This is a genomic window from Saprospira grandis DSM 2844, assembly GCF_000275825.1.
Classification (GTDB): domain Bacteria; phylum Bacteroidota; class Bacteroidia; order Chitinophagales; family Saprospiraceae; genus Saprospira; species Saprospira grandis_A.
Genome location: NZ_JH719942.1, coordinates 1,080,967 through 1,094,181, shown reverse-complemented (window position 1 = coordinate 1,094,181; position 13,215 = coordinate 1,080,967). Strand labels below are relative to the sequence as shown.

Here is a 13,215-nt window from a genome sequence, read left to right as displayed (position 1 = left end):
CAGGCGGAGCCTGCGCAGGGCCGAGCGAATAGCGAGCCCCAAAGCGTAGCGCCGACGAGCGAAGCGAGGCGGAGGCCCCAAAACAAAAAAAGAGCAACAGAAATAGTTATCCATTGCTCTTTGGGTTTCTGAGGGAGAGATTTAGTCCTTAATAAAAGGGTAATCTTCTTGGGTGTACATATCCTCGTACAACTGTTCGGGCTGGGGGAGAGGAGAATTTTCGGCAAAGTCTACAGCGGCCTTCACTTTTTCTTTGAGGCGATTTTGAATTTCCTTCAATTCTTCTTCCGTAATCATTTTATTATCGAGCAGAAGGTGTTCTATGCGGCCTACGGGGTCCTTCTCTTTATATTCCTTTTCTTCCTCTTTGGTTCGATACTTAGCGGGGTCTGACATAGAGTGGCCCTTATAGCGGTAAGTTTCGATTTCGATAAGCATAGGGCCGTTACCTTGGCGGATATAGTTGATGGCCTCGCTCAATTCGTTGTGGAGCACTTCTACATCCATGCCGTTAATGGCTTTATTGGGCATTTTGTAGCTTTCGCCCAAGATGTGGAGATTAGTCACATTAGAGGTACGTTCTACAGAGGTTCCCATAGCGTACTTATTATTTTCGCAAATAAAGAGGACGGGAAGTTTCCATGTCATGGCCATATTAAAGCTTTCGTGTAGGATCCCTTGGCGAGATGCGCCATCGCCGAAGAGGGCGAGGGTGACATTATCGTTGCCTTTGTACTTATCGGCAAAGGCGAGTCCGGTACCGAGGCCAATTTGGCCGCCCACGATACCGTGGCCGCCATAAAAGTTGCGTTCGGCATTAAAGAAGTGCATAGAGCCTCCTTTACCTTTTACGTTGCCAGTGGCTTTACCGTAGAGTTCGGCCATAGTTTCGTTGGGGGAGATGCCTGCGGCTAGGGCCATACCGTGTACGCGGTAGGCGGTAATCCAAGAGTCTTCTTTTCTGCAGGCCGACTGCATAGCGGCGTAGATGGCTTCTTGGCCAATACAGAGGTGGAGAAATCCACGAATTTTTTTCTGATAGTATACAATATTACACTGCTCTTCAAATTTGCGTGTGAGATACATCAATTCGTACCAAGAGAGGTACTGTTCTTTTGAAAATGCAGGCTTTTTTTTGCGCTTAGCCATATTCCTGAAGTTTTTATCTTAAAGAATTGGTTTGCAGTATTTTGAGCGGTTGAAAGGCTGCAAATACTGCTTTCCGGGGCTAAGATACTAATTAAAGTAGGAGGGCAAAATAAAATTTTGCGCAAAAGGATAGATTTTTTTTGGGGGAATAGTTTAGCGTTTAGTTGTTGAGGGTAGACTTTTGGTACCATTTATTTGTTGTTGCTGCTTGGGCTTTTGGGGCAAGTTGGCTTGGTTGTTTTTTATGAGGGGGGTAAGGAGCTAGGGCTAGGCCCTAAAAAAGGGCAGGAGGAGAGGTGACAAAAGTAAAGTTAGAAAGAAAAAAGGCCCTTTGAATTTTAAGGAATAATTAAGGAGGGGTTTTATTATTCTGGATAATTCGCTTATCTTAAAGCTGAAAACATACTACACTGAGAAGAATCAACTAGGCAACATTATTTTGCCAAAACTCCCCCAAGACTAACACTATATATAAAGTATGGCATCCTTTGAAATTTTAACTAAGGAACCTTATCCTGGACTGCGCCCTTATGAGGCCAAAGAAAGAGAGCTTTTTTTCGGAAGGAATAAGCAGCTTGATGAATTGTTGCGTAAAATTCGTGGCAATCGTTTTTTGGCGTTGGTAGGAGGTGCAGGTGGAGGTAAGTCCTCGCTAGTTCGTTCGGCCTTGGTCCCCAAGCTAAAAGATGGTTTTGCGGGGCAGGCAGGGCAGAGTTGGCGAATTGCGGTTTGTCAGCCTGGCAATAATCCGATTGGAAACTTGAGTCGTCAATTGGCTTCTAGAGGGGTTTTGCACCCTGACAGTAAGATGGACCCTAACTATCCGGCTATTGTCGAGAAAAGCTTGCGCCGAGGGAGTTTGGGTTTGGTAGACGCGTATAAAGATGCGGATGTAGAGCGGGCCAATTTGATGGTGGTCATTGACCAATTTGAAGAGATTTTTGCCTTTGCAAAAACTTCTTCAGCGGCTCAGGAAGATGCGGCTACCTTTGTCAATTTATTGCTCAATGCATCTAGGCAGCGCGAAGCGCCTATTTATATTGTATTGACGATGCGCTCGGATTATATTGGACGTTGTACGGATTTTAGGGGCTTGCCGGAGGCGATTAACGATGGGCAGTTTCTGATTCCGAAAATGAAGGTAGAAGAGCTCAAGAAGGTGATGATTATGCCGGTTAAGGCGGTGGGGGCGAGTATTGCTCCGGACCTAGTGAGCCGCATGATTTCCGATATTGGAGAAGACTTTGACGATTTGCCTCGTTTGCAGCATTTGATGATGCGTGTCTGGGATAATTGGGTAGAGGTAGATTCTGACCCTAGTCTTCCTTTGGGGATTAAGCATTATGAGAATGTAGGGACTATTAAGGAGGCACTTTCTGTGCATGCCGAGGAGGCCTATAATAAGCTGAAAACAGAAGAGCAAAAAGTTACTTGTCAACGAATGTTTCGGGCGCTTTCTGAGCGCAATGCCGATGGTTCGGCTAGTCGTAGGGTGGCTACTGTAGGCGAGCTTTGCAAGTTGACGGACCAAAGTATAGAGAGTTTGGCTCCGGTTATTGTGGCCTTTTCTCGGGCGGACCGCCGCTTTTTGCAGGCGCCCCCAAATCGGGATGATTTGGAGCTAGATACCGTAATTAGTATTACGCATGAAAGCTTAATTTCTTATTGGGATCGTTTGGCGCATTGGGCTGAAGAAGAGCATGAGGCCGCTGAAACCTATACTCGCTTATCTACTGCCGCTGCCCTTTACTTTGAAGGGAAGGGGGCACTTTGGGTAGAACCCGAATTGAGTTTGGGCCTCAAATGGTATGAACCGCATACTTATGATGAGGAACATCCTGAGCGCCTAGCGCCTACTAAGGCTTGGGCTTCTCGGTATAATACTACTTATGATGAAACGATTGACTTTTTACTCAAAAGTCATGAAGCCTCTGATAAAAAACTTAGAGATAAGCGGGAAGATGATGACCGCAAACGGAAAACCCGTATGCTGATTACTTATCTTTCTTTGGGCTTTGGGGCCATCTGTCTTATTCTATTGCTCTTGGCCGGTGTGGCCTTAGATAGTGCCCGCCGATCGGCTCAGGTGGCTGGCCGCAAAGAAAAAGAGGCTCGCCTAGCTGCTTATCAGGCAGAAATAGCCAAGCAAAGAGCCAATGAGAGCCGCTATATGGCCAAGGTAAATGCTAATCGTGCCCAAAGAGAAAGTTTCTTGGCCCGTCAGGCTACCGAAAAGGCAATTCGCTCTTCAGATATTGCTGAATTGAAGTCTAGAGCCGCCAATCAGGCTCGCTCAAAGGCCCTAATCGCTCTGGATACGGCAGAATTGGAACGCCAAAGAGCAGAAATTGCTAAGCTCAGGGCCGAACAAGCTCGCCGCGATGCCATGAAGTCAGAACGTAGAGCCCAAGAAGAACGCCTTAAGGCGATTATGACAAAAGGCCTTTCTTTGGCCCAGTCTGTAGCCGTAAAGTCTTGGAAAGTAGAAGAACCCGACCTAGAAGCACTTTTGGCTAAAGAAGCCTTTGAGCTGAATCGGGTAAATGGGGGAAAAGAACATGATGCCTATATCTATGAAGCCCTTTATAAGGCAATAGATAAAATGCAGGGGGTAGGAGATAACCCAGACTTTAATAGCCTGAATGTAGCTCCTGATGGCCTCTCGCACCTTGGTGCCATGAGATCTATTGTAGTCTCTACCGCAGAAGGAGAATTTGACCAAAAAGTCTATACTACAGGTTCTGATGGCTGGCTGTTTAAATGGCCCCTACAGGTTTTTGATAGCAAAGAGGAACAAAAAACCGCAGGCGCTCCGCAGGTGCTTACCCGCAACCGCAATAACCGAGTTTATCGTTGTATGGATATGAGTGCCGAAGGAAAGTTCTTGGTCCGTGCTGGCGATGAAGATTATATGGAAATTTGGGATGTGGCCAAAGAAGAACGCATGCTTAAGGTAGACGTTCACCGTGGCCGCCGCGTTTGGGACCTCGCTTTCTTGCCTACGGGCAATGCCGTAATCTCTACCGGAGATGACCGCAGTATCAAGTATACCAATATGAAAGGAGAAGTTACTCCTATTGTAGAACGTACGCCTTACCGAGTGACTTCTATTGCCGTTTCTGCCGATGGACAACATGTGGCTGGCGCCGGAGGATCTCCTGATGTCTCTATCTGGAATATTAAGTCGGGCCAAGAGGATTTTAAACTAGAAAACCCCTACAACAAACGCAATGCTACCGCTGTAGCTATTAGCCCCACTGGCCGATTTGTTGCCGTAGGCTACCAAGATGGCTCTTTGCTCATCTTTGATATCTACCATTATAAAAATGGTCTGGACCAAGACGGCAACCGCTATGTTCCCGAACGCCTGGTTTATCATAGCGCCAAAATTAGTGACCTCAGCTTCTCTGATGATGGAACTATGCTCGTGGTGGGTAGCCTCGATAAAAGAGCTACACTTTGGCAAATCTGGAATCAAGCCTATGAGAACTATGATAATGAAGAGGAGTTCCCCTTCAAAGATCCTAAGTTCCAGCCCGTTCGCCTAGAAGATCATGAAGATTGGGTCCTCTCTGTGGCCTTTACTCATGATGGACAAAAAGTCCTTACCGGCTGCGCTAATGGAGAAGTGAAAATCTATGAGGTGGATATGTTCCGCTACGCTAGCCAACTCTGCGCTATGGTGCGCCGCAACCTTTCTAATAAAGAATGGAAGAAATATATCGGTACCGATGATCCCGAAAGAGATCCACGCAACCAACGCCTGTATATTATTACTGCAGAAGGCGAACGCGTTCCCCTTTCTACCTGTGGTAATGAATACCAACAAGGGAGCTAATACAATAATATACCTCTAAAGATAGAGCCAGGGGAGGGCTAGCCGGGCTAGCTTTCCCCTTTTTTAGGCCTTATCTACTCCTTAGCCAAGCCAGACGCTTGCCGTCTACCAAAATGAGTTCGAGTTTAATAATTACTAATTCGCTTTTTATTATGAAACTAAAATTGCTTTGGGCCGCTGTCGCCCTAGCCCTCAGCCCTCAAGCCTTATCTGCACAATCACTAGATGAGGACCTCTGTAACGATCACCTAGATGAGGCTAAAAGAGCCTATGAAGAAGGGCAGCTAGAAGAAGTGGGCGACCTGATCCGAGATTGCCTAGCGAATAAAAGAGCTTTTCCCGTTAAAGCAAAAAGAGAAGAAGGCTATAAATTACTTACCGAAAGTTACCTCTTCCGAAATGACCTAGATGATGCTACCCGCTCCTTTGAAGAACTCCTCAAAATTAATCCCCTCTATGAGGCAGATTCTCTGAACCCCAGTAATTCTTATGACCTGATTTATCTCTCTAGAACTTACAGACATAAACCCCTAGTCTCTATTTATGGAAATATTGGCGTCAATAATACCCGCCTGCAAACACTAGAAACCTATAATGTAGATAATAATAATTATCGAGCAGAAAATTATAACCAATTTGTACTCGGCTTTTCTGGCGCTATCGGTATAGAAATGCCTATCTGGAGAGACTTTACACTCGCGCTAGAAGGTAATTTTGCCCTCAGAAGCTACCGAGCTATCGATAGTATGTTCCTCTCGACAGGTTTGCAAAACCCCGCCCAAAATACACTGCAATACTCTAGCCTGCAGTTCGATGAACGACAGTACTGGATCGATATCCCCCTGATGCTACGCTATGAACACTATTTTAAACGCTACAAAAAAGTAATCCCCTACGCCTATATCGGAGGAGCACCCAATTTCTTACTCTCTGCAAGTATGGTCAATATCCAAAGAAATACCACCCGAGAATCTGATGGCGGAGGAGCCGTTGTCGGTGGCGAACGTAGCTTCGTTATCGCCGGATCTGGCCTCTCTGCCGAAACCCAAGCCGGAGAAGCCGACCGCCTCTCCCTAAGAGAAGGATTTAATGTCTCCCTACTCGCTGGCGCAGGCGCAAAAATTCGCCTAGGACACGATTTCGTTATTATCGAAGCCCGATATAACCGCTTCCTGATGAATTCCGTCAATAGAGAAAATCGCTATAGTAACCCCGAATTACTCTACGAATACGGACATGTAGATAATGACTTCCGTATGGATAACTATTCGCTAACTATCGGCTTCGAAAAGTCTTTCTACAAACCCAGAAAAAAACGACAGTACAACGAAATTTATATCAATCGCCGACTCAATAAAATTATCAAAAAAGAAAAACGAAACGCTAAACGAACTACAGACTCCGAACTAAAACGAGAACTCAATAGCTTCGTTCGAGAACTCGAAAGAGATCAACCCGGTATCATCGAAGATGTTCGCCGTGGCCGCGCTAGCTCTAAGGTGATTGACGAAATTAAAGATAAAGCCTCAGATATTAAAGGGAATTAATTTCCTACCTAAATTAGAAAACTATGATCAATAAGTATTTCTTCGCTAGCTGTATGCTCCTGCTACTGGGCCTTAGCGCTTGCAAAAAAGAGAATATCTCTCCCTCCAATCAAGAAGATGCTTTCGTTAAGTATTACGGACATGTAAATGACCAAATCGGAAAAGACGTTAAGGAAACTACCGATAAAGGCTTCATTATCCTCGGCTCTTCCAACGCTTTTGTCAATGCCGCTAGCTACAATGACTTCTACCTCGTTAAAACAGATTCTCTGGGCAATGAGGAATGGAGCAAAACCTTTGGCGATGGAAGTAACGGCTATGAAGAAACAGGCCACCGCGTGCTGGTCCTCTCCGATGAGTCTGGCTACCTAGTAGCCGGTAACCGAACTACCGTAGTGACAGTTGGCGGACAATCTACCCTAGATGCCACTTATATCGTGCTCTATAAATTAGACCTAGAAGGAAATGTGGTCTGGGAAAAAGTCTTGCTCAATGGATCTACCCTAAGCTCTTCAGAAATTTATAAGGACTTTGTCTATGATATTAAGGAACTTCCCGATGGAGGCTTTGTCTTGGCCGGAGAAACTACCGATGTCTATATCGGTAAACCCGAATACCAAGATTATCAAGCCCTAGATAAAACAGATGTGCTCCTTATGCGCCTAGACCTAGATGGCAATATCATCTGGCGCTCTGTCCGCGGATTTGTCGGTGAAGATCGCGCCGCCTCTGTAGAGGTACTCAATGGCGCCTATATGGTAACCGCTACCGCCGAAAAACGAGATGAGCAAAATGGTACCCCAACCAACCCCAACTTTACGACCGATATCCTCGTCATCAGATTTCGCGCCTCTTCGGGTAGCGAGGTCTCGCAACAAAGTTTTGGCGGCCAAGATATGTTTTTGGTGGCCGGAGGCTCTTGCTACGATTCCCTAAATGCCAGAATTACGATTCTGAGCCATGTCGAAAATAGAGACCCCACTAGAAATGAAGTGAATGAAGGGGACCTCCTCCTCCTACAAGTCGATGAAGGCGTCGGAGAAATTCAACGCCGATATCTAGGCAAAACAAATGGCGGCTTTACCAATACCACAGAAGATTTGCTAGCCGGTAGCATCGCTTTGGTCCCCTCCGAGGTGGCTGGCAATGAACCTAGCTTTGTCATCAGTGCCGTCTACCAATATGATGATGCCAACTTTGGCGATGAACTCGCTATGGCAAAAGTAGGCCCCAACCTCACCCCAGAATGGGATGGCGAAATTCGCCAATTTGGCCGCGCTTCTGTCAATAATGGTAGCCAAGCCCTAGCCGGTAACCAAGCCGGAACGGTCATGCCTATCCGCGAGCTGGTCCCCGGTACTACCCGCCGAGAACTCAAGGGCTACCTCATGACGGGCACCATGAATGTAGCCACCAACGCTATGGTTTGCCTCATCAAAACCAATAATGAAGGACTGCTTACGCCTGTAGATTAAGCTATTTTGGGGCTGCCCCTGCGGCCCTTTGGGCCTTGGGTCGGGCCATTGCACAGCTCGCAGGTCTGCTCGGCCCTTCGGCGCTAGCGCGCCTCGGTCTGCCGCCTGCGGCGGCCCTGCTACAGCCCCTCAGCCGCGTCGCTGCGCTCCTTTGCGGCGGCTTCGCCGCCTGTAAAACGCAGAAAATTGGACCAAAAAAAGGCCGTTTTCCCTATCCGGAAAACGGCCTTTCTATTTTCTTAAACCAGCTATTCATTACAATTGCTAAACCCCAAACTTTGGCAAAGCTCCAATAACTTCTCTCGGCCCAATGCACTATAACCAATCAGTTCGCCCTCGGCCAATAAGGCCTCTTGTACCGGAATCTGCGGCCCAGCCACCTGCTGATTGCACTGAAAACAAATACTTACTTGGCCCACCGGCTCATCAGCAGCATTGTAGAAAACAAAACCCAAACGAGGATAAAAACAACGAGTGACCGAGCCACCATAACTGTTTTTACTATTCAATGTGGCCAGCAAAAGCTTTTGCTGCTCCTCCGTCAGTTCTTTTTCAGCCTTAACAGAAGGGTGTAACTCCCCGTTTTTATTCAAAATATAGTCGCCTTGCATGCTTTCATAATCATAAGCTACTACTTTGGCAAATTCTTTTTTAGGAAAACTAGCCAGCTCATCAGTAACTGAAGATTTGGGGGCAGACTGGCAAGAAACAAGACTAATGGCCAAAATGGCCAAAAAAAAAGCGTAAATTTTCATAGGACAAAAGGGTTGGGGAATAACTAATTTGTGAATTGAATGAGTACCAAAAATAAGGGAGTATCTAAAGATACAACTATTTTGTCAAGCGCCCGATTTTTAAAGAACGTAACTTTTTGCAGAAATGTCCTTTTCTAGAAAAACAACTTGCTTATTTTAGCCCAATCAATTAAGCCTCAATTGGCCTAGGGATGGATAAGGGGGCGGCGCAGCCGCAGACCAAAGGCTTTTGAAGCGAAGCGAAAAAGCCTGCAGGGCCGAGCAGACCTGCGAGCCCTGACACAGCCCGGCCGCCAAAGGCGGCAGGCCCCAAAAAATAAAAATCTTAATTAGCATGATCAAAAAAATAATAACCGCAGGCAGTTTTCTTCTTCTTATGGCTTGCCAAGGCGAGGAGCAGGCTCCAAAAAATGAAGATCCAAAAATCTGGAAAACAGAACAGCAGGCCGATTTATTGATGGAATACCAATTTGATACCATCAATCAGCAAAAAGAAGGCGAGTATAAGGAGTATAGCCTGCAAGAAGGCCAAAAAATATTGCTTTTGGAGCGCAAAATGAAGGCGGGCCTAAGCGTTGGAGAAGAAAAACAATATCACCAAAATGGGCAATTGGCTGGCCATTTTCAGTACAATGAAAAAGGACAACTAGATGGTCCGCTGAGCTATTATTACCCCAATGGCCAACTAAAACAGGCCGGCCATTATAAGGAGGGCGCCTTAGATGATAGCCTGAAAACCTACTACCCCAATGGGCAGATCAAAGAATGGGTGGTTATGCGCAATAATGAGGCTAATGGGCCTTTTGCAGAATTTTATCAGAATGGCCAACCCAAAGCCAAAGGGACTTATCTGGGAAATTATGAGCATTGCGAGCTCTGGCTATATGCCCAAGATAGCACGGGGAAACTACAATCTAAAATGCTTTGTGATAGTCCCTTAAAGACCTGTGCTACTTTCTGGAAAGCCGAAGAAGGCGAACTAGAAGGCGTTAATGATTTGGCAAAAAGTACAATTGACAAAATGCGACCGCAGTGTGAACCACTAGACTAAGAATAAAAAAGGCTTCCTAAAGAAGCCTTTTTTTATTAAATTGTAGAGAGAAACAACTAAATCAGAAACTTTATGCTAGCAGATCCTCAAGAAGAAGAATGGGCAGCCCTCTTAGAAGAGCGCATTAAGCCCAAGTTAAAAAGCTTGTCGCTACAGCTAAAACTGAATAGCCTCAAGGTACAGCTCCGCAAAGGAAAATTAAGCTTAAATGAAGCTAGGCAACAGCTTTGGGCCTATTGTGCCAAAAATGAAAAGATGTATGCGGCCGACCTAAAAGCCATTTTTAAACGTTAAAGCCTCCCTTCCCCCATGAATAAAAACCAACTGATTTCCCAAAAAACCTGTGCAGAATGGATTGAGCAAGGCCGAACCTTAGTTGTTGCCGCAGATGGACCAATTTTGAAAACTTTGCCCAAAGGCAACTGGATCGGCGGCAGCATTCCCTACTTTATGACTGAAGAGGGCGGTGCTTTGAACCGAGAGCAGGTTTTTGTGACAGATCTGACTACTGAAATTCAAGATTTTAGCATTCAGGCCTATGGCGCTCAAGAATTGGAGCAAATGCTGGACGATCGTCCAGAAAATGGCTTTAGCTATTTACTTATGCCCGCTTTTCAGGAAGTACAGGCCAATTATGCCTTGCAAATTAGCCAAAACCCAAAGCTATTTGATGTGCCTACCCTAGGTTGGGTCACAGGTATTGTTTGGGGCGAGGCCGCTCAACCACTAGTGGTGAATGGCCAAGATGGAGCGGTCTATACGGACCAACTTGTGGCCCTGCACGCCCAACTTGCTGCAGAGCAATATGCAGAGCTCTCTATTGTGAATATTTATGAACAAAATGATGGCCCCAATATCCAATTCCTAGAAGATGGCTATCAGGTAGAGGACTGTTTGATTGATGGCGAAAAACAAAACTTTCTGAGCTATCTGCAAGAACATCAAATTGATATGGAATACCCCTTGGTCGGAGATTTTGGCGGTGCCCAACTCAATACCTCTATCTATCAGGCCGAAGAAGCTGCCACAACTGTCAGTTTTGCTGCTCCCGTTTTTCAAAGCCAAACGTACCGCTTTGCCAAAACTATAGAAAATCGACAAGCCGCTTTTAAGGCCAAACTGCCCCCAAAAACCGAAACGACCTTAGTCGCCTACAATTGTATCGCTAACTTTATGCAATTGGGCGGAGAAGAAAACTACACCAAAGGCTACCATTACCCCTTCACTTTTGGCGAAATCGCCTATCTGGTCCTGAACCAAACTATGGTTATTCTAGATGTTAAAACAGAATAGTTGGCCATACATATCTTAACCGCTAACAAAATGGCTCATGCCGAACAACCAAATATTAACCTTAGAAGAAACCTGCCGCCTCATTCAAGCCGGAGAGCTCTTGCTGATTGCCGCTAGCCAAGAATTACTCGATCAGTTGCCCGCAGGCCAATGGCTAGGGGGAACTATTCCGTACTTTATGAGTGAAGCCGGCGCAGAAAAAGATCTCGACCATCTTTTTGTCTCCAACCTGAGCAATCTGGCCCTAAAAGCTGAAATTAAAAGCTATTCGGCCCAAGAGTTTGAGCAACTACTGGCCGATCGGCCCAAAAATGGCTTTAGCTATATCGCTATGCCCGTTTTTTCTGAGGTCCATAAAGCCTATGCTATAGAAATTGGACAATATGAAAGCCTCTACGACTCTCCAATTTTAGGTTGGGTTACTGGAAAAGACCTAGAGGCCAAAGATGAACAGTTTCCAGCCGTTTATCATGGCCCAACAGCTAGTTGCCTAAGCAATAAGGCCGTATTGATGCACATTGAACTGCCCGAAAGCCAATATGCCGAAATCGAAATCTATAATCCCTACGAACAAGGCCAAGGCGACCGTATCGAGTTCTTAGAAAATGACTTCTCCGCCGCAGAGGTCCTCATCAATGGCGAAAAACAAAATTTTGCCCACTATTGCCGTAGCAACAACATTAAGGGCCAACTCCCCCTGCTCGCTAATTACTCTGGCGCTTTGGTCAATATCGATATTGAACGGATTGAAGAAAATCGAGTCTATTTTTATGGCCCAGTATCTACCGACCAAATTTATTATTGGGCCAAGGAAATTAGGTATAGCCCTAATGCGTTCTTAGATAAAATGCCCCATGAAAACGCCCAAACAGCCTTTAATTGCATTTCTATCTATTTCAATTTTCAATTGAATGGCGTAAAGCTGGCCAACTATGGCGGGCCATTTACCTTTGGCGAAATTGCCTACCTTTTACTCAACCAAACGCTGGTCCTGCTCTATATTCAGGATAAGTAAAAACGATTACACTAACCCACTATCTTTTTGAAGAACTTTGTTCCTTGAGCAAAATTAAGCAATAAACACAATAGGCCATTTTCTAACTTAACAATAGAACAATATGGCTAAGCTTCAAAATCAACTCCTCTCCCTAAAAGAAACCCAAGCACTAATTGAATCTGGCCAAATACTGCTGATCGCAGGTAGCCAACGCTTACTAGACCAACTGCCCGCCGGCCAATGGCTGGGCGGAAGTACGCCCTACTTCATGAGCCGAGAAGGAGCGCAAAAAGATCTTAACCGCCTTTTTGTCTCTAATCTGAGCGATCTGGCCCTAAAAGCCGAAATCAAAAGCTACTCGGCCCAAGAACTGGAACAACTACTGGACGATCGCCCAGAAAATGGCTTTAGCTATATTGCACTGCCCGCTTTTTCAGAAGTGCATAAGGCCTATGCCCTAGATATTGGCCAATATGATAGACTCTACGACCAACCCATTCTAGGCTGGATCACTGGCCGACAACTAGAAGCCGACCCCAGCCATCTGCCCGCTGCCTATTATGGCCCAAAAGCAGAAAAAATGAAGAACCGAGCGGTCCTTATGCATGTCGAATTGCCCGCAGCACAGTATGCCGAAATCGAAATCTATAATCCCTACGAAGAAGGCCAAGATGACGATATTCAGTTCTTAACTACCGATTTTCAAGCCAGCGAAGCCCTGATCAATGGCGAAAAACAAAATTTTGCACATTATTGTAAAAGGAAGGGCATAGACGGAAGCCTACCCCTGATTTCCAACTATTCCGGAGCCCTGATTAACACCACTATCCAACGAGTAGAGGAAAAAATAGTCTATTTTTATGCCCCCGTTTCTACAGACCAAGTCTATCATTTGGCCAAAACAGTAGATTATAATCCCCAGGCTTTCCGTAAAGAAATGCCCAATTCCCCCGCCATTACAGCCTGCAATTGTATCGTGAATTATCTGAACTTTAAATTAGATGGCGAACAGCTAGGCAATTATGAAGGACCCTTTACCTTTGGTGAAGTAGGCTACATCCTGCTCAACCAAACCCTGGTCCTCTTGCATATCCAAAATTATTAAGTACA

General features: G+C 45.7%; 10 protein-coding genes. 8 read left to right on the top strand and 2 right to left on the bottom strand.

What is annotated here, in order from left to right; genetic code table 11:
- Nucleotides 1-141 precede the first annotated feature (141 nt).
- Nucleotides 142-1,149 (bottom strand): pyruvate dehydrogenase (acetyl-transferring) E1 component subunit alpha, encoded by a 1,008-nt coding sequence (gene pdhA / locus SAPGRDRAFT_RS05090; RefSeq protein WP_002657720.1) that lies wholly within the window; start codon nt 1,147-1,149, stop codon nt 142-144.
- Between the two features lie 478 nt (nt 1,150-1,627).
- Between pdhA and SAPGRDRAFT_RS05085 the strand changes: the two genes are divergently transcribed.
- From SAPGRDRAFT_RS05085 to SAPGRDRAFT_RS05075, 3 genes are all read left to right on the top strand, one after another.
- A complete protein-coding gene (locus SAPGRDRAFT_RS05085) occupies nt 1,628-4,987 on the top strand; it encodes a WD40 repeat domain-containing protein (protein WP_002657718.1) in 3,360 nt (1,119 codons plus the stop codon).
- 152 nt (nt 4,988-5,139) lie between these two features.
- Nucleotides 5,140-6,534: an outer membrane beta-barrel protein gene (locus SAPGRDRAFT_RS05080; protein WP_002657715.1), complete on the top strand. Its 1,395-nt coding sequence runs from the start codon at nt 5,140-5,142 to the stop codon at nt 6,532-6,534.
- Between the two features lie 23 nt (nt 6,535-6,557).
- Nucleotides 6,558-8,009, top strand: a complete 1,452-nt coding sequence (locus tag SAPGRDRAFT_RS05075) for a hypothetical protein (RefSeq protein WP_002657714.1) — start codon at nt 6,558-6,560, stop codon at nt 8,007-8,009.
- A 248-nt stretch (nt 8,010-8,257) separates the two neighbouring features.
- Here SAPGRDRAFT_RS05075 and SAPGRDRAFT_RS05070 read toward each other — a convergent pair whose 3' ends face one another.
- A complete protein-coding gene (locus SAPGRDRAFT_RS05070; RefSeq protein WP_002657712.1) occupies nt 8,258-8,764 on the bottom strand; it encodes a hypothetical protein in 507 nt (168 codons plus the stop codon).
- 334 nt (nt 8,765-9,098) lie between these two features.
- On the opposite strand from SAPGRDRAFT_RS05070, the gene SAPGRDRAFT_RS05065 reads away from it, so the two are divergent.
- The 5 genes from SAPGRDRAFT_RS05065 (at nt 9,099) to SAPGRDRAFT_RS05045 (ending at nt 13,210) form a co-directional block, all read left to right on the top strand.
- Complete coding sequence (locus SAPGRDRAFT_RS05065; protein ID WP_002657710.1) at nt 9,099-9,815, top strand: toxin-antitoxin system YwqK family antitoxin; 717 nt, start codon at nt 9,099-9,101, stop codon at nt 9,813-9,815.
- A gap of 72 nt (nt 9,816-9,887) precedes the next feature.
- A complete protein-coding gene (locus SAPGRDRAFT_RS05060) occupies nt 9,888-10,109 on the top strand; it encodes a hypothetical protein (RefSeq protein ID WP_002657708.1) in 222 nt (73 codons plus the stop codon).
- Nucleotides 10,110-10,124: 15 nt separating this feature from the next.
- Nucleotides 10,125-11,108 carry a DUF6976 family protein gene (locus tag SAPGRDRAFT_RS05055; protein WP_002657706.1) on the top strand — a complete coding sequence of 328 codons (984 nt, stop codon included), beginning with the start codon at nt 10,125-10,127 and terminating at the stop codon, nt 11,106-11,108.
- Between the two features lie 37 nt (nt 11,109-11,145).
- Nucleotides 11,146-12,123 carry a DUF6976 family protein gene (locus SAPGRDRAFT_RS05050; RefSeq protein ID WP_002657704.1) on the top strand — a complete coding sequence of 326 codons (978 nt, stop codon included), beginning with the start codon at nt 11,146-11,148 and terminating at the stop codon, nt 12,121-12,123.
- 103 nt (nt 12,124-12,226) lie between these two features.
- A complete protein-coding gene (locus tag SAPGRDRAFT_RS05045; RefSeq protein WP_002657703.1) occupies nt 12,227-13,210 on the top strand; it encodes a DUF6976 family protein in 984 nt (327 codons plus the stop codon).
- Nucleotides 13,211-13,215: the final 5 nt, after the last annotated feature.

Coding starts and splice junctions, on each gene's coding strand:
- pdhA (WP_002657720.1), bottom strand. CDS start 1,149: ATGGCTAAGCGCAAAAAAAAGCCTGCATTTTCAAAAGAACAGTACCTC.
- SAPGRDRAFT_RS05085 (WP_002657718.1), top strand. CDS start 1,628: ATGGCATCCTTTGAAATTTTAACTAAGGAACCTTATCCTGGACTGCGC.
- SAPGRDRAFT_RS05080 (WP_002657715.1), top strand. CDS start 5,140: ATGAAACTAAAATTGCTTTGGGCCGCTGTCGCCCTAGCCCTCAGCCCT.
- SAPGRDRAFT_RS05075 (WP_002657714.1), top strand. CDS start 6,558: ATGATCAATAAGTATTTCTTCGCTAGCTGTATGCTCCTGCTACTGGGC.
- SAPGRDRAFT_RS05070 (WP_002657712.1), bottom strand. CDS start 8,764: ATGAAAATTTACGCTTTTTTTTTGGCCATTTTGGCCATTAGTCTTGTT.
- SAPGRDRAFT_RS05065 (WP_002657710.1), top strand. CDS start 9,099: ATGATCAAAAAAATAATAACCGCAGGCAGTTTTCTTCTTCTTATGGCT.
- SAPGRDRAFT_RS05060 (WP_002657708.1), top strand. CDS start 9,888: ATGCTAGCAGATCCTCAAGAAGAAGAATGGGCAGCCCTCTTAGAAGAG.
- SAPGRDRAFT_RS05055 (WP_002657706.1), top strand. CDS start 10,125: ATGAATAAAAACCAACTGATTTCCCAAAAAACCTGTGCAGAATGGATT.
- SAPGRDRAFT_RS05050 (WP_002657704.1), top strand. CDS start 11,146: ATGCCGAACAACCAAATATTAACCTTAGAAGAAACCTGCCGCCTCATT.
- SAPGRDRAFT_RS05045 (WP_002657703.1), top strand. CDS start 12,227: ATGGCTAAGCTTCAAAATCAACTCCTCTCCCTAAAAGAAACCCAAGCA.